We start from the raw sequence: 21,936 nt of genomic DNA, 5'->3' as shown, positions 1-21,936 counted from the left end.
GACAGCAACGTAAAACCTTAACGCTTATCTAGCTTATTAGCAAGCCAATTACCTAGGCCTTGAATAGCGATAACCATTATTGACAGCATAATGACAATAAAAATCATCACTTCCGTTTGATAGCGATAATAACCATAACGAATAGCCAAGTCACCCAAACCACCACCACCAATCATACCAGCAGCAGCAGAATATGACAGCAAGCTAATACATAAAATGGTGATAGATAACACCAATCCTGAACGTGCCTCCGTCAGTAACACCTTAATAATTGTCAGTGGATTTGCACCCATCGACTCACTGGCTTCCACAATACCACGAGGCACTTCACGTAAATTTTGCTCAACCAAGCGGGCAAAATAAAATGAACCGGCAATAGCCAATACCAATGAAGCTGCAATCGGACCGATACTGGTGCCAATTAACGACTTGGTAAACGGGCTCATTGCAATCATCAAAATGACGAATGGGAAGGCACGCATAAAGTTGGTAAATCCGCCTAATACAGCATATAAAGGCTTATTTTCTAGCAGCTGTTTGTCACTGGATAAAAACAAAAACACACCAAATAAGCCGCCAATAATAATGGCCGCTGTGGTTGCAATGCCAAGCATCACAAAAGTATCAATGGTTGCTTGCCAGATCTCAGCGCGTAATTGCCATAAGCGTGTCGTGGCCTCTTGATAACTTAATGCCAACATCTGCTAGTCCTCCTGAACCAATTCACGGCCAATTTCTGTATTTGCAACAATTTGACCATCGGTAATTTCAGCCACTTCTAATAAATGCCCTTGATGCAGTAGTGCAGCTCGATTACAGATACGGCGAATCACGCTCATTTCATGGGTAACGATCACGATAGTAACGCCAAGCTTTGCATTGACTTCTTTTAGGGTGGTCAATAAAGCTCTAGTGGTCGCTGGATCGAGCGCACTGGTCGGCTCATCAGCAAGTAGTACCTTTGGATTGGGCGCAATGGCGCGCGCAATTCCGACCCGCTGTTTTTGTCCACCCGAAAGTTGGGCTGGATAATGATAAGCTCTGTCTGTCAGATCGACAATTTGCAAGCACTCCATGACTCTGTTATGGATCTTATCCTTGGCATAACCGGCAACTTTTAAATTAAATGCCACATTCTCAAACACAGTGCGGTTTGACATCAAGTTAAACTGCTGAAATATCATGCCGACATTATGACGGGCAACCCGCAACTGCTTGGCATTCATACTGGTCAGCACGTCACCATCAATAGTAACCGTGCCACCATCTGGGCGCTCAAGCAGATTCATTAGGCGTAATAAGGTTGATTTACCAGCACCTGAGTACCCCATCAAGCCAAAGATTTCACCTTGCTTTATTGACAACGAAATAGGCTCAACAGCTGTAAACCAGTGCGGTTTGCCATCTTTTTGAGTTTGGAATTTTTTGTATACGTGATCTAAAACAATCATATCGCTCATGGCAGTCATCTTGAGTGTCAAATTTACAGCTATTTATTTTTTAATTATTAGCTACAATTCTAAAGCGTTTCACTGAATAGCAAAACTCTAGAAACCAAAATTAAAGAACGCAATAATATAGCATACAGCGCTGTAACACGCATCAACTTCTAGCAAATAAAGTCATGCCAGTATTGAATATAAAAAAAGTGGTTTGAAATATAAGAGCTATGATAGTGATATCAGAAGGGGCTGTATAGAATAGACCCGAGATTGTAGTGGGCTTAAACTTAGTTGGCCAGACATCACGCAAAATTCAGTCAAGCATAAAACTAGCGTCTTAGTAAGCTCATTAGTAGGCTCAGGACCACACTAACAATAATCATAGTGACAATTGGAAAGTAGATGCGTGTACTACCCGATTCATAACGAATATCACCAGGTAACTTGCCAAACCAACTAAATGCGTTGGGAAATAAGGTTAGTATGATACCGATAGCAAGGATGATTAACCCTATGCTAATAAAAACTTTACCCATAATATTAGGCCTCACTTTGATTATGATTGGTGATATGTTAAAGAATCTGTATTAGTGTTTCATGTATTTTAACCATCTCTTCTATCTATTATTTCTATCTATTATTTTTATTATCTCTTCTTTCTGTTTATGATACAAAAATAAATCCTTTATATTAACCGACCTAAAATCAACCTATTACAAAAAATTAACCGTTTAAATAGCAAAAATACAGTCGTTTTCGTCTTTATTTTTAATTAACCACAACAAACCTGCCCCAACCTGCTAGTTTTTGATAAAATGACTGCGCTTGTTGCTCCCTTTATAATCGCAGTCAGATATTTGAGGTACAAGGCAACCGAGCGAAAGTACTACATTTGTAGGCTTAGCGAGATTAACACCGTACCTCTTTTATATGACTATGACTACAACGTTCAACAACACCCCATAACACACTGATTGATTGACTAACACACACAAATTATAAAGCGAACAAGGGTTTTCTATGAATATTTTAATTATTGGTTCTGGTGGACGTGAGCATGCACTGGCTTGGCAATGTGCAAAAGATGCCGATGTAGCAACTGTCTATGTCGCGAATGGCAATGCTGGCACTGCCTTAGAGCCAAAATGTGAAAATATCGACCTAGATACCAATAATCACGATGCCGTTATCGCCTTTTGTCAACAAAACAAAATCGAGCTTGTCATTGTCGGCCCAGAAGCCCCTCTGGTAGCTGGCTTAGTAGATGACTGCCGCCATGCTGGTATCACTATCTGGGGACCTACCCAATATTGCGCACAGCTTGAAGGCTCAAAAACCTTCGCCAAAGAGTTTATGCAAGCCAATAACATACCCACTGCACACTATGCCACCTTCACCAAGATTGAGCCTGCTAAAGACTATGTCAACCAACATGGCGCACCAATAGTAGTGAAAGCAGATGGATTAGCAGCAGGTAAAGGTGTGATCGTCGCTGAGACCGTTGATCAAGCGCATGAAGCCATTGAAGATATGCTTGGCGATAACAAATTTGGTGATGCTGGTAGCAGGGTGGTGATCGAGCAGTTTTTACAAGGCGAAGAAGCTAGCTTTATTTGTATGATTGATGGTGACAATATCCTACCTATGGCGACCAGCCAAGATCACAAACGTGTTGGTGAAGGTGATACTGGGCCTAACACTGGTGGTATGGGTGCCTATTCCCCTGCCCCTGTGGTCACCGATGAGGTACATCAAAAGGTCATGAGCCGAGTTATTCAGCCTGTGGTCACTGCGATGAAACAAGCTGGCCACCCTTATACTGGCTTTTTGTATGCTGGTCTGATGATTGATGAGCATAATGATCCGTATGTGATTGAATTTAACTGCCGCTTTGGAGATCCAGAAACTCAGCCTATCTTAATGCGCTTACAATCCTCACTGGTAAAACTGATACAACAAGGTATCGAGGGCAACTTACCAGCGCAAGCCGACTGGGACAGCCGTGCTGCATTGGGTATTGTCCTAGCGTCAAAAGGCTATCCTGAAAGCTCGTCCAAAGGTGATGTTATTACTGGCTTGCCAGCGCTGGATGCACAGCAAGACGCTATCAAAGTATTCCATGCAGGTACTAAGCAAGATGCCGAGCATGTGGTCACCAACGGCGGACGTGTGCTATGTGTTACTGCGCTAGGCGACAACATTGCACAAGCACAAAAAGCAGCGCTACAAGCAACAGCGGCCATTAGCTTTGATGGTGCTCATTATCGCCGTGATATTGGTTATCGTGCTTTAAATCGTGATTAATAAGTGACATTTAATAATTTTAGAGAATTGTAAGCAAAACTCGAAGGTCAGCGTCTTTCAACAGGAACAGTGCTATTCTATATTGAAAATATGTCACAACTGGACAAAGCTATTTTTGCATTTATTATGGCAGCTTTTATAGTCAAAGAAATCTAAAATGGCTACAAGGCAACCGAGCGAAAGTACTACAAATGTAGGCTTAGCGAGATTAACAACGTAACCGTTTAGTACTTCTTAGTACTTCTCTGACTGTATTTCTAAACTTATTGGCTTTGTATTTTGTCACTGACTTGTAGTTGTCGTTAACAGCAGTTTAATTACGGTACAGTATTTATCATCCAATATGGTTAAAACATGGCAAACTCATCATTACCTCCCCAGTCCGATTTAAACAACAGGCTTGATAGCAGTTCAAATAACGGCACTGAGATGGAGCAATTAAAAACCTCTCGTTTAGACCGTCGCTTATCCATTGCTAAGACCTCTTTAAATCTTGGTCGCCGCTGGGCTGGAAATAGCTTTAGCAGCTTATTTTTAAGCAAAGAAGAGAAGGCTTTACGCAATCAAGCCTTTATGAAAGAGCAAGCGGCTTATTTGGCAGACGAGCTTGGTAAACTTAAAGGCTCTGTGGTAAAGATAGGACAAATGCTTGCCTTGTATGGTGAGCACTTCTTACATCCTGAGATTACCGCAGCCTTATATCGTCTTAATGACAGCACCGCTAGCTTAGCTTGGCCTGTGGTTGAACAAGCCATCCGTAGTCAGTTAGGAGATCGTATTAATGATTTAGACATCTCAACATCACCGATAGGCACTGCCTCTTTAGCACAAGTACATAGGGCGACCATTAAGGCTACGGGTCAACAGGTAGTTCTTAAAGTACAGTATCCAGGGGTTGCCGATGCCATTGATTCTGACCTAAGCTTATTCAAGCATCTGCTAAAAGTGACTAATGCAGTGCCTCAGACCAAAGCGCTTGATGAATGGTTTAACGAAATTAGTGACTTACTCAAAGTTGAAGTCAACTATAAAGCAGAAGCTAAAACTACGATGCGCTTTCATGAGCGATTAACAGACGATGAGCGTTATGCCGTTCCTGAAGTCATTGAAGCCTACTCGACTGATAGAGTGCTGTGCTTAAGCTTTGAAGAAGGCGTTCCGGTGACTCATGCTGACCTGAAGGCCTTACCTCAACAGCGCCGTGACAAGCTGGGTCAAGCGGCAATTGATATCATGCTCAATGAGATATTTGTTTGGGGCGAGATGCAAACAGATCCAAACTTTGGTAACTATCTGATTCGTTCAGAACCCGCTGATAAGCCAGATGGCAAAGACGTTCTCGTACTATTAGACTTTGGTGCGATGCGTCAGTTTGATGATGACTTATTGACCATTGCTCGCGGCTTAATGCTGGCAGGCTTTAACTATGACAAACAGCAAATGATACAAGCGATGCGTGGCTATCCATTTTTTGATGCTATGAGCGCTGAAGTAAAGTCAAATATGGCCGATGTTTTTTTATTGGCAACCGAGCCCTTTCGTTCACCAAAGCTACAACAAACTACTGTCAGTGACTTAGTTGATGCAGAGGGTTATTATCACTGGGCGGACAGCAATTTGCACAAACGCTTGATGGAAACCTCAGGTAATGCCATGCAGTCACGCGAGTTTAGTTTGCCACCAAAAGAGTTTATGTTTATTAGTCGCAAATTTATAGGTGCTTATACTTTTTTAACGGTATTGAACGCACGCACCAATACGTTTGACACCATCAACCAGTTTGTACCGTTAGATCAACGCGAAGGCCGTTAGACCAGAGAGAAAATTCAGTTTGTTGATGGTGATACAAATAAAATAAATTGCAGTCAGACTAGGGCGCATCCCTATTTTAGTGAGACTAAAAATAAGGTTATAAGCAACCGAATAAAATTACTCCTGGCGTTAGCTAATTAGGTAATCGCCATTACTCTTTTGTTTGCCCATGACTATATTGAGCAGTCTAATATATTAAGCAGTCTAATGCCAATTCTGAAAATTAAGATATCGAGGGAAACGAGTGCAAACGCTACAAGTAGTAGGTTTAGCGAGTTTGACACAGATAGTTATTACTCAGAAAAGGTATAAACTAGTTGCGCCTGCCACCTATCAAAACGGGTAACATAACCCTTAGGTTTGGTTAAATTTAACTCCCAACAGGTTTCACCACGTGCCAAATATTTGATTTCAAAATGGGTGCGCTGACTGTCTGTGGCAACCTGAATACGCTGGGTATCTAGCTGCCAAGTGTCTATCGCCTGCTGATAAGCATTGTCGATATACTCCTCGATATTACTGGCTAAGATAACCTTGCCTTCCGGCTTTAATCGCGATAATAAAAACTCAAAAAAAGGCATGTTTAGCCATTGCTGATTGGAGTTTTTTGGTTCAGGATTGGGATATAGCAAATAAAAAGCATCCACACTTTGCGCTGGCAGTGCGTAGACACAGTAAGGAATGGCGTCTGCGTGCACTGGCAGCAAGTTATCGAGATTTAACTGTTTGTCCGAACCCAGTGCGTTATTTAAATTAAGTTGTCTTAACTTTTTTGATTCATTGTTAAAATCAGACGCTTGCGGGTCACTGCTAGCCGCTTTTACCAGGCTCTCAAAAGCAGCAAACTTATTTAATGTGCGTTCAATAGCGATCACATCATGTTGCGGATGGCTGGCAGCATACAAAATAGCATGACGACCTTTGCCTGCACCAATCTCAACGATTAACGGACGTCTGTTGTTTTGCTTATCTTGGTCGTTTGGCAGACTTTGACTACCCTGACTAAGCTGTTGCTGATTACTATTTTGTGAAATGGATTGCTGCACAAATCTTGGCAATTGAAAGTCTCGAGGCACTGTTAACTTTTCTGGTTTAAATGCTCTGCTTTTATGATGCGTTAGTTTATTAACTGCTGTGTTTTCCACGTTTGCCTCTTGTATTAATTGAAATTTGTGCATACTATCGTTTTATGCTTTCTAGTTTCTATGCTTTCTAATATTTTATACGTACTATTATTTAAGAGATACTATCAGGTTATAAGCGCTATCATTTTATAACTGTTATCATTATAAGCAATTCATGTCGTTATCAATAATAAACAAAGATTTAAATATTATGAGTCATACCAATATCAACGCCAATACAGATAAGACGTCCTCAACACCCCAAACACCAAAAAGCTATCCTTGCCCTCAGTGTCGCAAAGCCACAATCTGGCAGGATAACCCTTATAAGCCTTTTTGCAGTGACCGCTGTAAGCTCATTGATCTTGGCGCTTGGGCGAATGAAGAGTATCGAGTGCCTTCTGAAGACGACCCATTTTCTACCGATTTAAATTAACAGCTCTAGGCTTTAGAACGAACCCGCTAAAACTAAGTTAAGCCCACCTGATAAACAAAAAACCTATAACTCAAACAACCGCTTAAGGAATTTAGTATGCCTGCTTCCACCCCACATTCCTACATTACCCCGACTTATAACCCGCAGCCCATTAGTTTTACCCGTGGTGAAGGCAGTTGGCTCTATACCGCCGATAATACCGCCTATTTAGATGCGCTCACTGGTATTGCTGTTTGTGGTTTGGGTCACTGCCATCCACAAGTGACTGAGGCCATTCAGCAGCAAGCCGCTACTTTAGTGCATACCAGTAACTTATTTCAAATCGAATGGCAAGAAAAAGCTGCCGAAAGCCTATGTACTGCAGCCGGTATGGACAGTGTGTTTTTTGCCAACAGTGGCGCTGAAGCCAACGAAGCCGCATTAAAAATGGCACGTCTTTATGGCTTTAACAAAGGCTATAAACACCCAAAAGTAATCGTTATGGAACGCTCATTTCATGGGCGTACTTTGCTGTCAGTCTCCGCCACTGCCAATCCTAAAGCGCGCGAAGGCTTTTTTACTTTAGACAGCGACTTTATCCGTGTACCCTTCGGAGATATCGAGGCCATCAAGCAAGTGGCACAAAGTAAATCCGAAGTTACTGCCGTTTTACTTGAGCCAATCCAAGGTGAAGGTGGCTTAAATATCGCAGACAATGGTTTTGATTTCTTAACCGATATCCAAGCGCTATGTGAGCAGCAAGACTGGTTATTTATGCTTGATGAGGTGCAAACTGGCAATGGACGTACTGGCAAATTTTTTGCCTATCAACATAGTAATGCCCAGCCAGACGTGGTCTCTACTGCTAAAGGCCTGGGAAATGGCTTTCCTATTGGTGCGTGCATGGTCAGCGGTCGAGCACGTGATTTGCTACAAGTAGGTAGTCATGGCTCGACCTATGGCGGAACCCCCTTAGGCAGCCGAGTGGTACATAGTGTTTATGATGTGCTACGTCAAACTGGTATCATGCAAAATGCCAAAACAGAGGGCGATTACCTACAAAGCAATCTAAGCGATGAGCTAAAAGCTCTAGGCGTTACTACCCGTGGCTATGGCATGATGATTGGCGTGGTCTTACCTGAACAAACTGATTGTAGCAACTTGGTGAACGATGCTCGTGAGCAAGAGCAGCTGATTGTCAATGTCACCGGTGGTCATGTGGTGCGTTTATTACCACCACTTAACCTAGCCCGTGATGAGTCTGATCAGTTAATTGAAAGACTCACCCGAGTGGTTAAGCACACTTTGGCATAGAGCCGTACATTAGTTTAGCATTTACCTGCTATTTGTAGTGACTGCTTATACTTGATGCTTGATGCTTGCTATTCAGGCTTTTTTTCTTAAGCTAATAGCTATTTTTTAAAACTAGATAACTGCTGCAAAGTTAACTTTAATAAGCTTTGCGTATCTACAATCTGCTGCCCTGCTTCAGTGTCACGGGCAGCTTTAATGGCTTGCTGTGCCTCTTTGTCACGATAACCCAAGCTGATTAGTGCTGACTCAACTTCCGCTAAAATAACCCCTTCTTTGCCAAGCTGTGTCGCTGGCACACTATCCACACTGCTCAGTAGATCCGTATCACTGTCAATATGATCAAACTTACCTTTCAGCTCAATAAGTAAACGCTGCGCTGTTTTCTTACCGATACCTGGAACACGAGTCAAAGCAGCTTCGTTATCTGTTTCTACGCTATGCTTTAGCTCTGAAGCTGACATGGTGGACATCATTGCTAGCGCCATTTTTGCACCCACCCCATTGACTCGGATTAACTGACGAAATACATCACGCTCACTGATGCTCAAAAACCCAAATAACAGCTGTGCATCTTCACGCACATGCAAGTGTGTCCACAATATCACGCTTGCTTCAAGCTGCAACTGACAAAAATCAGGTAATGGCAACTCCACTTCATAACCCACACCCGTATTAGTCATAATACAAGCTACTGGTGCAGCTAAATGACACACTCTACCTTCAATAAGTCCAATCATAATATCAATTAATACTCAAACGATTTATTAAGACAATCATAAAAAAGAAGACAATCATAAAAAAGGCTCTGAAAATTTCAGAGCCTTTGTTAGCTTTTAACTAAACAAGCTTTTAACTAAACATAAGTTATTTAGCTAAATATAAGTGATGTAAAATTGAAGCTTAGTATTGTTGATCTTCATCTTCAACTTCAGCCATTGGATCTGACTCAGTCGCATTAGCCACATCTGAAGCGCCTTCTGCAACGGCAGTCGCACCATCAGCTACAGCCTCTGCTGTATTTTCAACTGCTGTATTTGCACCTTCTGCAACAGCATCGCCTGCTTCTTGTAACTGATCACCTGCATTCGAAACAGCCTCAGAAACATCATTACCTACGTTTTCAGCGGCTGTATCAATAGAGTCTTCACTCTCTTTACTACAGCCAGTGACTGCCAATATACCAGCAACCAGACCAGCAACAATGAGATTACGGTTTAACATGCAAACTCCTCACATAATGTGATATTAATATTTATAGGGTGCATTTTAATGCTTATTAACTCAAAAAACAATGAATAATTAAAAAAACCTGTATTAAGTTTTACTAAATTAGCCCTCATTTATAACATAAAGAAACATTAAGAACATATTGATTGCCACTAGAGCCTATTATACAGTCAAGTATTAGGACTGCTACTGGCTAAAATTAAATTGCCTTACACCTTGCTATTTTTTTCTAATGCGGCGACAGCTGGCAAGACTTTACCTTCCACAAACTCTAAGAAAGCACCACCACCAGTTGACATATAACTTACACCATCCTCAACAGCAAACTTGTGAATCGCTGCTAGCGTATCTCCACCACCAGCGATAGAGAATCCTTGGCTGTCACTCACGGCCTGTGATAGCAAGCGTGTGCCTTCAGCAAAGGCATCTACTTCAAACACACCCACTGGGCCATTCCACAAGATAGTAGCTGCATTTTTTACTGCTTGAAAGATATGGGTAGCGCCTTCTGGTGCAATGTCCAAAATCATTTCATCTTCTCTAACTTCAGATATAGAACGAAGTATTGGAGTAGCAGACTGCAATGAGTTTAAAAAGTCATCAAAGTTAATTTGTTTTTTATCGGCGACAATGACATTTTGTGGTAATAAAATCTGGGTTTGCGCCATGATATCTTTAGCTGTATTTATCATATCTGCTTCATATAAGGATGCACCAACTGAATAGCCTTGAGCGGCAATAAAGGTATTGGCAATACCACCACCTACGATAATCTGGTCACATATCTTAGCCAAGCTAATCAACACATCAAGCTTAGTGGATACTTTTGAGCCCCCTACAATCGCAACCAACGGCTTTTTAGGCTGATGCAGTGCTTTTTCAAGTGCATCCAGTTCAGTTGCCAATAAGGGACCAGCACAAACTACTTTGCCTGAGCTAGCAGCCGCTTGAATAACACCTTCAGTCGAGGCTTGGGCGCGGTGTGCTGTGCCAAATGCATCCATCACAAATACATCACATAGCTGTGCATATTGCGCAGACAGTTCAGGGCTGTTTTTCTTCTCACCAGTATTGAAGCGAACGTTCTCTAACAGTGCCACTTCACCAGCGTTGACTGCCACTTCTTCACCCAAATAATCTTTGTGCAGGGTAACTGGCTGATCAAGCTGCTGTGACAAATACTCTGCAACAGGCTGTAACGAGTACTTTTCTTCATATTCTCCTTCACTAGGACGGCCTAAGTGCGAGCAAATCAACACAGCAGCACCTTTATCTAAAGCCATCTTTATAGTTGGTAAGCTAGATTTTAAACGCGCATCATTGGAAATTTTACCATTTTGGATAGGAACATTTAAATCTTCACGAATCAGTACTCGCTTTCCAGATAAGTCTTGGTTTTCCATTCTAGCAAAGTTCATGTATTTACCCTTAATTTATAAATCTATTAATTAACGATTGGTTTAACGCAGATAAAATTTATGCAGATTTTAGCACATTTTGCCTTCATCTTTTTATTGAGTTCACCAGCCATCGCCCCCATTATATGAATATAAGGACAATATTTAGTAGCTTCATAATGAAGATTTATTTGAGAAATAATGCTAATATCATAGACAGATATTAGCTAAACAAAAAATACCGTAAGCTAAACTAGTCACCAATAACCCACTTCAATCTTAACGCTTGAGGTAAGCTGTGTCTTTAGTCCAGCACCTTTAATAAAAATTAAGGCTTGTTAAGTAAAAGCCATAGCTTACAGCAATTTCTAATACGTTGTGAGTGGGATAATAACTTATAATGATAGTTCAAGAAATAACAACAACCAAATAAGGAGAGTCCTAATGAGTATTGATTTTGATGCTGCAAAAGCTCGTTTGTTGCAGTTACAGCAGGAGTATCAAAACCGTATTGATAAAATCGAAGATCACATTCAAAATCCGCAGGATGATTTGAATGAGCACTGGGATGACCAAGCGATTTCAATGCGTGAAAATGAAATGCGCAAAACCTTATTGTTTGAAACTAAGCAGAGCTTAAACTATGTTAATAATGCGCTTAGTCGTATTGAAAATGGTACTTATGGTGAATGTACAGTATGTGGTGAAGATATCGAAGACAAACGCTTACAAGCCATTCCATACGCTACACTTTGCATGAAGCATGCGTCATAGTCTCTACCAAAGTCAAAAGCTCCATGCTAACTTAGTTTTACTGGTACAGTCTGTTTGTCAAAAATTAGCTCATTAAAATAATCACATCTAAAATCTGAAAACGACAGCTCTAAAACGACAGCAGAAAAAAACGCCCTGGACACTAGGCATCAGGGCGTTTTTTTATGATGAGATTAAAGGCTTTTTTATAACACACACCAAAGTTAAATTACTCAGGGTTAAATTGAGCGTCGTGACGCCAAATTGGTCAAAATAGTCTCTGCATCGTTCCAGCGTGTCGATGAACTATTAGCGCCCAAAATAACAATGATAGCAGGACGATTATTGACTTGAGTTTCCATTACTACACAACGACCTGCTTCATTAATAAAACCAGTTTTTGAAATACCGATTGGATAAGTACCATTACGAACCAGTACACTTGTATTATTAGCAGGATAGTTACGGTTACCAGCTGCATAGTTAGCAACAAAAAAATCATAGCTCTTAGTCGTTGAGAAACGGCGAATTACCTCATACTGACCAGCAGCTTGTACCATTTTGACCAAGTCGATTGGAGAGGCAACATTACGCTTATCTAAGCCTGTTGGATCGCCAAAGAAAGCGCTACTCATACCTAATGAATGCGCTTTTTGGTTCATCGCACGCATAAATGCATCATAGCCACCTGGGTAGTTTCTCGCCAACGATTTTGCTGCTGGATTTTCAGATTTCATCAGTGTCATTAGCAGCAACTCAGCACGGTTTAGACGATCTCCTGATTTGAGGCGTGAGCTGGCACGTTTTGGACCCACAAAGTCCTCTGGATCTAGTTTAATCTCTTCACGCATATCTAAGCCAGCATCTAACACTACCATAGCAGTCATTAGCTTAGTAATAGACGCGATAGGACGCGCAACGTCAGCATTTTTTTGATACAAAGGTCTGCCAGTTTCCACGTCCATGACAAGCACACCACGTGAGGCAGTTGAAATCGGTAAGGTATCATAATAACCAGCATGGTTACTGCTACTTGCAAAAGAAGGAGTGCTGTTATAACTACTGCTATTGTAACTACTATTATAGTTGTTTGTATGGTTTCTTGATATCGTGCTGCCTTGATTAGCGTACATGATATTACGTGCTTCAGACAAACCACCAGCAGTACCCCACTGTATTTTTGCAGTGCCTGTCTTATTAGGCTCTACAATGGTTAATGCAGCATGAGACGCACTCCCTACTGTACCCAAACCCAATGCGATGCAAACAAAGATATAAGATTTATTGAAAGATTTTTTTATGCTCATAAGTCATCCCACTTGAGTCAAAAATTAAGGTATAGGCTTTTAAAAAATTATTACTTTTAGCCAGTATTTGATTGCTTTAAAAATACTATTTGATTAAATACTCGCTTCCTGACATCATGTTGACGCTCAAAGCTTACACCATTAAGTTAGTAATAAACTACAATACTAAATTTAATTTATTTAGCAGATATGGTTTTTTGTAAGTAAAGGCAATAATAAAAATACAGCATTTGATTGCTATCATTGCTTAATTTTAAATAATAGGACCCAATAATTATATCTAGATTTCATTCATAGTTAGACTTCATTGATCCAGTTGACTCAGTGTTTTATTTATTCATTACTTCATTAACTAAGTTATAGTGACTGGATTCAATGGATAAAAAATCGAGACTTAACAAATCGAAGACTAGATCTAGTCACTAAACTTAGTATCTAGTCACTAAACTTAGTATCTAGTCGCTAAACTTAGTATCTAGTCGCTAAACTTAGTATCTAGTCGCTAAACTTAGTATCTAGTCGCTAAATATAGTAAAAATGGGTGCTATAGCCTGCTTGTTACTTATATTAACATCATTAACAGCAGTCGTTAAGGGTTAATTTTTAACTTTCTAATACAATTAAGATTAGTTGTCAATTCAAAACATTTCTTTTACGATACAGCAACATAAAACACGAATACTAAGTAGTAACAAAAGAGAGTTATAATAGTTTTAAGCCCTCCTTAGGAAATAGTTATGATTAAAGTTTTGGTAGTGGATGATCATGATCTGGTCAGAATGGGGATTAGTAGGATGTTAGCTGATGACCCTGAGATTGAGGTGATAGGAGAAGCAGATAGCGGTGAAATGGCTATCAAAATGGTACGTTCATTACAACCAGATGTGGTCTTACTAGATGTTAACATGCCAAATATTGGCGGTGTCGAAGCCACCAAAAGGCTACGCCAATTTGATGAAAAAGTTAAAATTTTGGCAGTGAGTAGTGTTTCTGCTCAACCATATCCCTCAATGCTATTAAAAGCAGGCGTTAATGGCTATATAACCAAAGGCACACCATTATCAGAGATGATTAAAGCCATCAAAAAGGTCAACCAAGGCAGCAAATACTTTAGTAGTGACGTGGCCGAGCAGTTGGCAGATATGCTATTAACAGATAACGAAGAGTCACCTTTTGATCGGCTAAGTGAGCGTGAAAAACAAGTAGCCATGATGGTTGTTAACTGTCAAAGTCCACAGCAAATTGCTGATCAACTCTTTGTCAGTGTCAAGACCGTTAATACCTATCGCTATCGTATCTTTGAGAAAGTGGGTGTTGACAGTGATGTAAAGTTAACTCATTTAGCGATGCGTCACGGACTAATTACACCATAGTTGCCTTAGCAATCGACAAAAGAGTCAGTAACCAACAAAAGCAGTTAGTAGCTATATCAGACTGGCTGTTTTAGTAGTCCTCAATTACAGATAAACCCTCAAATTTATCATCAAATTTAATACCCAATGGCCTATCTTGTGTCAACAAGTAGTTTACTGCTCTTTGTTGCCAATCAACCCCATCATGCTCAAAATGAATATCTGGTGTTACTCCAATTCCATCAATAGGATCACCGCTAGTACTGCGATACTCCGCTACTGTTAGTTTTAGAGCGCCACCAGATTTGAGTGGAATTACCTCTTGCACTGTACCCTTACCAAAGCTCTGTTCACCCAAAATCTTGGCACGTTGATTGCTTTTAAAGCTACTAGCTAGCACTTCCGCAGCAGATGCAGAATATCGATTTTGTAAAATAACCACTGGCAAATCAGACAAGTAAGGCACACCATTAGATTTAAGCAATTGACTACGATTGGTTCTATTTCGCACTTGTATCAAATTACTATCTCTGATAAACAAGCTGGCCAAATCAATGGCGGAAGATAATACACCACCAGGGTTATTGCGTACATCTAATACCACCCCAGTAATCGGAACTCCCGTTTGTCGTAGTGCATCAATGAGCTGGTCTTTTGTACCATTTTGAAAGACAGGCAAGCGTACCACAGCAATATCTTGCTGAACCGTCACTTGCAATTTATTATCAGCAGCCAAATTGCGCTGTAAATTCAGGTTACGTCTTGTGCCTCTTTTGCTTAGTAAAGTGACTGATACTTGAGATCCAGCAACCCCTGACAGCAACTGGGTAATATCTTGTGGTGTCATGTCTGATGTCAGTTCTGCTCGCTTAATACGCAGCAATCTATCACCAGCTTCAACACCCATCTCCTTTGCCGATGATTGAGCCAACACTTCATTTACTATCCAATAACCACTGGTATTATCGTAACGAGCAAAAATACCAACCTGCCCTACTTCACCATCAGTAAAACTCCGTAGGCGTTCATAGCTCTCTTCCGTCAAATATTCAGCATGACTGTCTAGCTTTTCTAGCATGCCAGTAATTGCATGCTGAAATAACACTTCATCATTAACAGGGTGTAAGTAGTCATGACGAATAACATCAATAACTTCCACAAAAGTTTCGATGGTTTCTGGTGAAATAGCGTTTAAAGGCACATGCTCAATACCCAGCTCAATGTCTGAGCTTATACTTACGCCTGTAACTGGATCAACCTCATTATCTGCATAGACAGATTCATCAAACTCATCTTCAGTAGCAATAGCATCAATATCATCACAGCTGTCGGTGCATGGCGTCTCATCGTCAAATCCATTGGTAGCATGAGACTCACTAGTAAAGTCAATGCCATCAAAGCTACTGCCATCAAGTCCATCTGTTGGCATGGAGTCAATATCTAGATCAGTTTTGGTTAATTCAACTGGTCTTACTGCTGTGTTTAGCATTGGAACTTGCACACCAGAAAATCTATCATGTGGGCTATGCGCTTCGACACTAGCTGCTTGCTTATCAGTCAAAATAGCATCTTGACCGTTTATTTGTGCATAAGCTCCACCTAAAAAGACACTGCTGCCAACCCAAAAAGAGACACAAATCGTGATATATTGAAACGCTTTACTGCTCATTATGCATTCTACTCAGCTGATTATATTTAACTTTTTAGTGTGGTTTTGGGCCTAAATTTAGAGTCTAGGGTATGTCTTCAATTCAGTTCACTATCTAACTCATACAGCTGCTATCAGTAATTTATACAGCTATCAGTAATTCATACAATTATCGGTAATTCATACAATTATCGGTAATTCATACAATTATCGGTAAGGCTAAAATAGCTAAACCTTGTCATACGCTATTAAGTATCTGACTCAATTTATGTTATTTTTATCACCATTAGCAAAATAAAAACAAAGACACACCCTAGAAAATTATTTGGTTTCTAATAAGTTAATACCTGTCATCTCTTTTGGTATATCAAGCCCCATTAGACTTAATATAGTAGGTGCCACATCACTTAGCTTACCACCGCTACGTACTTTAAACTGCATGTCACCTACATAAATCAAGGGTACTTGTTCTGTGGTATGCTGTGTGTGTACCTGACCACTTTCATAGTCTTGCATCTGCTCACAGTTACCATGATCTGCAGTAATCAATAGATGTCCGCCTTCTGCTAGCACTGCTTCAGAAACTGCACCAATTGCTACATCCAGTGCCTCTACTGCTTTGATAGCCGCCTCGAAGTTTCCAGTATGGCCAACCATATCACCATTAGCATAGTTAACAATTAAGACATCGTAATTACCAGAATGAATTGCTTCTACTAGGTTTTTTGTAACTTCTGGAGCACTCATTTCTGGTTTTAAATCATAAGTTTCGACATCTGGAGATGGAATTAAGATACGTGACTCACCCTCATACTCATCTTCTTTACCCCCACTAAAAAAGAAGGTGACATGCGCAAATTTTTCAGTTTCAGCAATTCTTAACTGGGTTTTATGATTATCTTGCAGATACTCACCTAAAGTATTGTGCAAGGTAGTTGGCAAATAAGCGACTGATGTTTTTGGACTGGCAGCCAGATCATCTGAATAATGAGTCATCATCACAAATGCAGATAGGTTTGGCTGTTTTTTGCGCGCAAAACCAGAAAACTCATGATCTGGTAGAACAAAAGCTTGTGACAACTCACGCGCTCTATCGGCACGGAAGTTCATAAAAATCAAGGCATCATTGTCATCAATGGTTATCGGTGTTTCACCATGCTCAATCACATTGGTTGGGCTGACAAACTCATCTGTTTCACGCGCTTTATATGCCGCTTGAATCGCACCGTCAGCACGTGTTGCCATGCGCTCAGCGGTACCAAGTGTCAGTAGATCGTAAGCTTTTTGTACTCTATCCCAACGGTTGTCACGATCCATGGCAAAGTAGCGTCCAATAATACTGGCAATCTGTACCTGACTTTCATAGTGCTCATTTAGGTTGTTCAGAAAGTCACGTAAGCGCTGGATATATTTATCTGCTGACTTTGGTGGCGTATCACGACCATCTAAGAAGCAATGCACATAGATACCATTTGCACCATGAACCACAGCCGCATGACACATGGCCTCGATATGATCTTGATGCGCATGCACACCGCCATCTGATAGCAGGCCCATAATATGTACATTGCCACCTGCATCTGTTGCTGTCTTAATAGCATCAACAATGGCTGGGTTTGTGTAAAAATCACGGTTTTTAATATCACGTGAGATACGAGTAGAGTCTTGAAACAATATCCGTCCAGCGCCCAAGTTCATGTGGCCTACTTCTGAATTACCAAACTGACCTTCAGGCAAACCTACATCTTCGCCTGATCCTGAAATCAAGCCATGCGGATATTGCTTGATAATACGATCTAGATTGGGAGTGTTGGCAGCAGCGATTGCATTATCTCGCTCATCTTCACGATATCCAAAGCCATCTAAAATCATTAGTACGTGTGGGATTTTTTTATTATTATTTGCTGCTACCATATTATTACTCTCCGATTATGTCATCAATGTGAAAAGCTATTTATTCAATAGCGCAATTAAAAAAACAGACAATTAAAACAAAATCTAACTTTAATACTGATGAAATGAATGTTTCACAAGCTTTAATTGTAACACACAAGCCTAATTTACAATAATGGAAGATTGTGGTTATTAACAAGCTGTGCTAATTCGCTAGTTACTCAAACTATCAATTCGCAACCAAGCCAATACGCTTTTTAACAAAGTTATCTGAAGATGCATTTGCAACTGTCTCGAATATTGGTTAGAATCTAAAGACTCTGAAGTGTTCGCCAGTGGATGATATTCCCTGAGCCGATAATGCACTAAATGGATGTGCTATCTATTGTTTCATTGTGTATGCCTGCACTGCTTACAGTGTCTCAGGAAACCTTAAGAGACAATGACACGTCCGCCCTGAACTTCACGGTTCATGGGTTCCCATCTTACAGCGGCACTTCGGTCCTAATTTTTTACTGATATCTTTTACTTTATGATTCAGTTTATTTAAAAAGCCCTTTTAAAAAAAGGGCTTTTTTTGTGCCTCTTAGAATCTAGGATACTGTATAGTTAAGTATAGTAGATAACTCACTCTCAACTTTAAACCTAGCAGTGATTTTAGCCCAGAAATTTTAATAACTAGTTATGTTTTACTGGATTAAAATCACCAGTTAACATTGAATTTTAATAAGTTGAGAGAATTTTAATAAGTTGAGAATGAGATTACCATTAATAAACAGCTCCTGAACATCAAAAGCACCTAATCATTACTAGTCATCATTGGCTGGTTTATCTAGCTTTTTAACATCCTTCATAACAGGTTTGGCTGAGCCATCCACTGTGGTCGTTTGTTTAAAGTTACCACTACCAAATGGACTACTGCCACCAGGTTTATTCGCAAATGGATCTTGGCTACCAAAGGGGCTTTGGCCGCCGCCAAATGGGTTTTGACTACCGAATGGATTACCACCAGCACCACCGAATGGGTTTTGACCACCCATTTGTCCACCCATCTGCTTAGCCATCATTTCCATCATTTTTTGTTGGTTATTCATCACATAGTTATTCGCGATATCTTTTAGCTTTTTTTGTACTGGAGGTAAAACAACCAATAACGCCAGTACGTCAGATAATAAGCCTGGGATAAGCAGTAATAAGCCACCAACTGCCATACCGACTGTTTTCATAATTGTGTCTTCGGGTGGGCGCATAGCAGGGTTTAACATACCGCCTGCTTTCATTTGCTGTGCCATTGGATTTAAAGTTCTCATACCGCAGCGAATAAGTGATAAACCTATCACAGCGGCGGCTATAAACCAAAAGAATATCCACCAACCGCTAACAAATTGAGCTGCCAGATACCACAGTAGCATTTCAATGATAAACCATACGATAGCGATGCCAACTAATTGACCCATAATGTGTCGTCCTATGTTCGGTAAAACTAATAACTAAAATTAATAGCTTATATTAAGATTTGTTTAACATTGATGACGCAAGTCTATTTTCTATATGTATTACAATTTGAAAATAGCTTTTGTGCTAAAAACACCAATATTTAACAGACCCTAAAAGTCTAAGTGAAAAGATTAAATTAAAAACTCGTTTAAAAAATTAGATTAAAAACTGATACATCTTATGTATATAGGGACGGCCTGCTATACTATCAAATCAAATAAAGATTTTGTTAAAGTTTCCACTTAAATAACTCACTAAAAACCTACAAATATTATGGCAATCATTATTGGAATAGATCCTGGATCTAGATTAACTGGCTACGGTATTATTCATCAAGCAGGCGACCGTTTACGCTATTTGGATGCCGGAACCATTCGCACTGAGACCAAAGAAATGCCAGAACGTCTCAAACGTATTTTTAGCGGTATCACCCGCATTACTCAATATCACTTAAAGTATGCTAATGAACCCATTCACGCTGCTGTTGAAAAAGTATTTATGGCATCCAATCCTGACTCAGCGTTAAAGCTTGGGCAGGCTCGTGGAGCGGCTATTGCCGCCTTGGTCGCATTAGATCTTGAGGTATCTGAATATACCGCCAGACAAATTAAACAAGCGGTATGTGGCTACGGCGCTGCAGATAAAGAACAAGTTCAAGAGATGGTGTGTCGTATCTTAAATCTTGACGTTACTCCGCAACAAGATGCCGCTGATGGGCTAGCCTGCGCTATTTGTCATGCTCATTCTAGTCACTCAATGAATAAGTTGCTTATGAATACCAACTTGCGTGGGCGCGGTTCGTCAAAGAAAAAAGGTCGCTGGCGATTAACCGAAGATGACCTTACCAATTTAAAATAAACCGTCCTAACGGGCGTGTTAATCTTTCGCATCAACGATAGCGCTTTCAACGACTCTATCAAGTACGTAAGCATATTGCTTGCCTTTAACATCGACAGGGTCAACAGTAAAGCGCTTTAGACGCAGCACTTGAACTAGCCCAGAGTCATGCTGATATCCTTCGATAGGCTCCACAATCAGCTGCCAATCACCGACGCTCGTTTTGATACCTTGAGCGTCATAAAATACTTCTCTGACTTTCAAACAAGTCGTACCATCATCTGGGTTAGGACAAGGTTGTAGCTGATGATCTATCTGCCAAAAAACAGTGTCGCCCTTGTGACCATAGCGTGTTTCTGGAGTTTGCTGACCTTGCCAAACTAAGGTCGACCCGTTTTCAGTTTTCTGAGTCAACACTGGGTTGTCTGTAACCGTCAAGCTAAGTTGACTGCGACCATCCATAAGCTGCGCCAACTGCTTTTCAGCAGCATCTAATTCTTGGCATAGCATCATAGTGCTGATTATGTCACCCACCTGCATCACATTTGATTGAAGTGTATAGCTCGCCCCCATTGAGTTACAGCCAACACCAAACCCAATACCATAGCCGTTGCTTTGCTCACCAAAGCTCGCTGTCACTTGTTGCTTGATTTTGTTTAGTGCATCAATCGGACGATTTTGACTATCGGTTGCTTTTAGCAGTTGCCAATCATAGGCAGCTAAAACACTGTTATTAATTTGTCGAGCTGCCTCAACACTGTGATTGATACCTTTATCCGTGTGCTGTGATGGCATGGTTTTTTGCTCTGATGGCATGGCTTTTTGCTCTGATGGCATGGTTTTTTGCTCTGATGGTATGGTTTTTTGCTCTGATGGTATAGTCTGATGACACCCTGTAAGCGTAATAAAAGTAGCAAAAGTCGCTACCGATAAAGTGCGAAGCGTTAACATAGCAGCTCTCTACTGAATAAGTTTTTTAACTGGATGGGCTTTTAAACTAGATAAAGTTTTTAATTAGAAAAACAAGTTTTGTAGTCAAATCAGTTCTTTTTAAAACCAAATCTCTCATCCATCATCTTATAAAAACGTGCAATGCCACTGCCATGTGTTGTTGGATCAAACTTCAACACTCGTCCAAAGTCCAAACCGATATAGAGCACAATATCTGCATAGGTCAATTGCTCACCCATCAAATAAGTGTTTTTCTGCAAAATATTGTCAAAATATGGCAGTACTTTAATCACACGCTCAATCGATTTTGGACCAATTTCTGGTACTTGGTCGATACGCTGCGCCTTTGAAGGGTGGGTGTGTTGAAATGCCAGCATAAAGTTATACCAAACCCAAAATATATAGTATAATTCAATTATGACCAAACTAACAAATACCCTAGACGATCACGACTTTGGCAAATACTCAAAAACTGAGAGCAATCCCAGAGCCCGCCTACGACTGCTGATCTTACACCAGTACAGCATAGGCAAATCCACGATAGATATTGCCAAAGACCTCTGCATACACCCCGAAACTGCCAGACGTACTAAGAAGCGATATTATGAACGAGGACTTGAAAGCATCTACGATCGTCATCGTCGAGGCCGTCACAGCAAGCTT

At 40.5% G+C, this 21,936-nt stretch carries 21 protein-coding genes and 1 other RNA gene; 9 read left to right on the top strand and 13 right to left on the bottom strand.

The features are described from left to right. Nucleotides 1–17: 17 nt before the first annotated feature. The 3 genes from H140_RS0107390 to H140_RS0107380 form a co-directional block, all read right to left on the bottom strand. A complete protein-coding gene (locus H140_RS0107390) occupies nt 18–701 on the bottom strand; it encodes a methionine ABC transporter permease (protein WP_019673025.1) in 684 nt (227 codons plus the stop codon). A 3-nt stretch (nt 702–704) separates the two neighbouring features. After that, complete coding sequence (locus tag H140_RS0107385; RefSeq protein WP_019673024.1) at nt 705–1,460, bottom strand: methionine ABC transporter ATP-binding protein; 756 nt, start codon at nt 1,458–1,460, stop codon at nt 705–707. Nucleotides 1,461–1,771: 311 nt separating this feature from the next. Continuing rightward, nucleotides 1,772–1,978, bottom strand: coding sequence for a DUF2905 domain-containing protein (locus H140_RS0107380; RefSeq protein WP_019673023.1), 207 nt, complete (start codon nt 1,976–1,978; stop codon nt 1,772–1,774). Nucleotides 1,979–2,462: 484 nt separating this feature from the next. Here H140_RS0107380 and purD point away from each other — a divergent pair, with 484 nt between their 5' ends. Together purD and H140_RS0107370 are read left to right on the top strand one after the other, a co-directional pair. Further along, nucleotides 2,463–3,746 (top strand): phosphoribosylamine--glycine ligase, encoded by a 1,284-nt coding sequence (gene purD, locus H140_RS0107375; protein WP_019673022.1) that lies wholly within the window; start codon nt 2,463–2,465, stop codon nt 3,744–3,746. Nucleotides 3,747–4,100: 354 nt separating this feature from the next. Next, entirely contained in the window at nt 4,101–5,558 is a 1,458-nt protein-coding gene (locus H140_RS0107370; protein WP_019673021.1) for an ABC1 kinase family protein, read from the top strand. 293 nt (nt 5,559–5,851) lie between these two features. On the opposite strand, the gene H140_RS0107365 is transcribed toward H140_RS0107370, so the two are convergent. After that, the gene (locus H140_RS0107365; RefSeq protein ID WP_019673020.1) at nt 5,852–6,736 is read right to left on the bottom strand and encodes a class I SAM-dependent methyltransferase; all 885 of its coding nucleotides are present in this window, start codon (nt 6,734–6,736) and stop codon (nt 5,852–5,854) included. Between the two features lie 157 nt (nt 6,737–6,893). Between H140_RS0107365 and H140_RS0107360 the strand changes: the two genes are divergently transcribed. Beyond that, nucleotides 6,894–7,118, top strand: a complete 225-nt coding sequence (locus tag H140_RS0107360) for a DNA gyrase inhibitor YacG (protein ID WP_019673019.1) — start codon at nt 6,894–6,896, stop codon at nt 7,116–7,118. 96 nt (nt 7,119–7,214) lie between these two features. Next, on the top strand, nt 7,215–8,411 hold the full coding sequence (locus tag H140_RS0107355) for an aspartate aminotransferase family protein (RefSeq protein ID WP_019673018.1): 1,197 nt from the start codon (nt 7,215–7,217) through the stop codon (nt 8,409–8,411). A 98-nt stretch (nt 8,412–8,509) separates the two neighbouring features. On the opposite strand, the gene ruvA is transcribed toward H140_RS0107355, so the two are convergent. From ruvA to H140_RS0107340, 3 genes are all read right to left on the bottom strand, one after another. After that, the gene (gene ruvA / locus H140_RS0107350) at nt 8,510–9,148 is read right to left on the bottom strand and encodes a Holliday junction branch migration protein RuvA (RefSeq protein ID WP_019673017.1); all 639 of its coding nucleotides are present in this window, start codon (nt 9,146–9,148) and stop codon (nt 8,510–8,512) included. Between the two features lie 163 nt (nt 9,149–9,311). Beyond that, complete coding sequence (locus H140_RS0107345) at nt 9,312–9,632, bottom strand: hypothetical protein (protein ID WP_019673016.1); 321 nt, start codon at nt 9,630–9,632, stop codon at nt 9,312–9,314. A 215-nt stretch (nt 9,633–9,847) separates the two neighbouring features. Beyond that, on the bottom strand, nt 9,848–11,056 hold the full coding sequence (locus H140_RS0107340; protein ID WP_019673015.1) for a phosphoglycerate kinase: 1,209 nt from the start codon (nt 11,054–11,056) through the stop codon (nt 9,848–9,850). Between the two features lie 423 nt (nt 11,057–11,479). Between H140_RS0107340 and H140_RS0107335 the strand changes: the two genes are divergently transcribed. Next, complete coding sequence (locus tag H140_RS0107335; RefSeq protein WP_019673014.1) at nt 11,480–11,809, top strand: TraR/DksA family transcriptional regulator; 330 nt, start codon at nt 11,480–11,482, stop codon at nt 11,807–11,809. A 218-nt stretch (nt 11,810–12,027) separates the two neighbouring features. Here the strand turns inward: H140_RS0107335 and H140_RS0107330 are convergent, their stop codons facing one another. Next, the gene (locus H140_RS0107330; RefSeq protein WP_019673013.1) at nt 12,028–13,095 is read right to left on the bottom strand and encodes a serine hydrolase; all 1,068 of its coding nucleotides are present in this window, start codon (nt 13,093–13,095) and stop codon (nt 12,028–12,030) included. Between the two features lie 737 nt (nt 13,096–13,832). Between H140_RS0107330 and H140_RS0107325 the strand changes: the two genes are divergently transcribed. Then, nucleotides 13,833–14,468, top strand: coding sequence for a response regulator (locus tag H140_RS0107325; RefSeq protein ID WP_019673012.1), 636 nt, complete (start codon nt 13,833–13,835; stop codon nt 14,466–14,468). Nucleotides 14,469–14,538: 70 nt separating this feature from the next. On the opposite strand, the gene H140_RS15160 is transcribed toward H140_RS0107325, so the two are convergent. Next, nucleotides 14,539–16,116 carry a S41 family peptidase gene (locus tag H140_RS15160; protein WP_019673011.1) on the bottom strand — a complete coding sequence of 526 codons (1,578 nt, stop codon included), beginning with the start codon at nt 16,114–16,116 and terminating at the stop codon, nt 14,539–14,541. 300 nt (nt 16,117–16,416) lie between these two features. Next, the gene (gpmI, locus tag H140_RS0107315; RefSeq protein ID WP_019673010.1) at nt 16,417–18,009 is read right to left on the bottom strand and encodes a 2,3-bisphosphoglycerate-independent phosphoglycerate mutase; all 1,593 of its coding nucleotides are present in this window, start codon (nt 18,007–18,009) and stop codon (nt 16,417–16,419) included. 293 nt (nt 18,010–18,302) lie between these two features. Here gpmI and ssrS point away from each other — a divergent pair. Beyond that, a non-coding RNA gene (gene ssrS / locus H140_RS15515) (6S RNA) lies at nt 18,303–18,495 on the top strand. A gap of 302 nt (nt 18,496–18,797) precedes the next feature. Here the strand turns inward: ssrS and H140_RS0107310 are convergent. Then, nucleotides 18,798–19,445, bottom strand: coding sequence for an FxsA family protein (locus H140_RS0107310; RefSeq protein ID WP_019673009.1), 648 nt, complete (start codon nt 19,443–19,445; stop codon nt 18,798–18,800). A gap of 313 nt (nt 19,446–19,758) precedes the next feature. Here H140_RS0107310 and ruvC point away from each other — a divergent pair, with 313 nt between their 5' ends. After that, on the top strand, nt 19,759–20,343 hold the full coding sequence (gene ruvC, locus H140_RS0107305) for a crossover junction endodeoxyribonuclease RuvC (RefSeq protein WP_019673008.1): 585 nt from the start codon (nt 19,759–19,761) through the stop codon (nt 20,341–20,343). Nucleotides 20,344–20,361: 18 nt separating this feature from the next. Here the strand turns inward: ruvC and H140_RS14195 are convergent, their stop codons facing one another. Together H140_RS14195 and H140_RS14190 are read right to left on the bottom strand one after the other, a co-directional pair. Continuing rightward, nucleotides 20,362–21,273 carry an META domain-containing protein gene (locus H140_RS14195; protein WP_019673007.1) on the bottom strand — a complete coding sequence of 304 codons (912 nt, stop codon included), beginning with the start codon at nt 21,271–21,273 and terminating at the stop codon, nt 20,362–20,364. Between the two features lie 89 nt (nt 21,274–21,362). Further along, on the bottom strand, nt 21,363–21,650 hold the full coding sequence (locus H140_RS14190; RefSeq protein ID WP_019673006.1) for a glutathione binding-like protein: 288 nt from the start codon (nt 21,648–21,650) through the stop codon (nt 21,363–21,365). A gap of 40 nt (nt 21,651–21,690) precedes the next feature. Here H140_RS14190 and H140_RS15510 point away from each other — a divergent pair. Further along, nucleotides 21,691–21,936: helix-turn-helix domain-containing protein (locus H140_RS15510; RefSeq protein ID WP_156819117.1), on the top strand; the 246-nt coding region annotated here is incomplete at its 3' end.

The organism is Psychrobacter lutiphocae DSM 21542 (assembly GCF_000382145.1).
In the GTDB taxonomy this organism is placed as follows: domain Bacteria; phylum Pseudomonadota; class Gammaproteobacteria; order Pseudomonadales; family Moraxellaceae; genus Psychrobacter; species Psychrobacter lutiphocae.
The sequence above is the reverse complement of the archived record's forward strand: the minus strand, read 5'-3'. Positions and strand labels throughout refer to the sequence as shown.

What these genes read in the sequence shown, in the direction of transcription:
- H140_RS0107390 (WP_019673025.1), bottom strand. Translation starts at nt 701, where the DNA reads ATGTTGGCATTAAGTTATCAAGAGGCCACGACACGCTTATGGCAATTA.
- H140_RS0107385 (WP_019673024.1), bottom strand. Translation starts at nt 1,460, where the DNA reads ATGAGCGATATGATTGTTTTAGATCACGTATACAAAAAATTCCAAACT.
- H140_RS0107380 (WP_019673023.1), bottom strand. Translation starts at nt 1,978, where the DNA reads ATGGGTAAAGTTTTTATTAGCATAGGGTTAATCATCCTTGCTATCGGT.
- purD (WP_019673022.1), top strand. Translation starts at nt 2,463, where the DNA reads ATGAATATTTTAATTATTGGTTCTGGTGGACGTGAGCATGCACTGGCT.
- H140_RS0107370 (WP_019673021.1), top strand. Translation starts at nt 4,101, where the DNA reads ATGGCAAACTCATCATTACCTCCCCAGTCCGATTTAAACAACAGGCTT.
- H140_RS0107365 (WP_019673020.1), bottom strand. Translation starts at nt 6,736, where the DNA reads ATGCACAAATTTCAATTAATACAAGAGGCAAACGTGGAAAACACAGCA.
- H140_RS0107360 (WP_019673019.1), top strand. Translation starts at nt 6,894, where the DNA reads ATGAGTCATACCAATATCAACGCCAATACAGATAAGACGTCCTCAACA.
- H140_RS0107355 (WP_019673018.1), top strand. Translation starts at nt 7,215, where the DNA reads ATGCCTGCTTCCACCCCACATTCCTACATTACCCCGACTTATAACCCG.
- ruvA (WP_019673017.1), bottom strand. Translation starts at nt 9,148, where the DNA reads ATGATTGGACTTATTGAAGGTAGAGTGTGTCATTTAGCTGCACCAGTA.
- H140_RS0107345 (WP_019673016.1), bottom strand. Translation starts at nt 9,632, where the DNA reads ATGTTAAACCGTAATCTCATTGTTGCTGGTCTGGTTGCTGGTATATTG.
- H140_RS0107340 (WP_019673015.1), bottom strand. Translation starts at nt 11,056, where the DNA reads ATGAACTTTGCTAGAATGGAAAACCAAGACTTATCTGGAAAGCGAGTA.
- H140_RS0107335 (WP_019673014.1), top strand. Translation starts at nt 11,480, where the DNA reads ATGAGTATTGATTTTGATGCTGCAAAAGCTCGTTTGTTGCAGTTACAG.
- H140_RS0107330 (WP_019673013.1), bottom strand. Translation starts at nt 13,095, where the DNA reads ATGAGCATAAAAAAATCTTTCAATAAATCTTATATCTTTGTTTGCATC.
- H140_RS0107325 (WP_019673012.1), top strand. Translation starts at nt 13,833, where the DNA reads ATGATTAAAGTTTTGGTAGTGGATGATCATGATCTGGTCAGAATGGGG.
- H140_RS15160 (WP_019673011.1), bottom strand. Translation starts at nt 16,116, where the DNA reads ATGAGCAGTAAAGCGTTTCAATATATCACGATTTGTGTCTCTTTTTGG.
- gpmI (WP_019673010.1), bottom strand. Translation starts at nt 18,009, where the DNA reads ATGGTAGCAGCAAATAATAATAAAAAAATCCCACACGTACTAATGATT.
- H140_RS0107310 (WP_019673009.1), bottom strand. Translation starts at nt 19,445, where the DNA reads ATGGGTCAATTAGTTGGCATCGCTATCGTATGGTTTATCATTGAAATG.
- ruvC (WP_019673008.1), top strand. Translation starts at nt 19,759, where the DNA reads ATGGCAATCATTATTGGAATAGATCCTGGATCTAGATTAACTGGCTAC.
- H140_RS14195 (WP_019673007.1), bottom strand. Translation starts at nt 21,273, where the DNA reads ATGTTAACGCTTCGCACTTTATCGGTAGCGACTTTTGCTACTTTTATT.
- H140_RS14190 (WP_019673006.1), bottom strand. Translation starts at nt 21,650, where the DNA reads ATGCTGGCATTTCAACACACCCACCCTTCAAAGGCGCAGCGTATCGAC.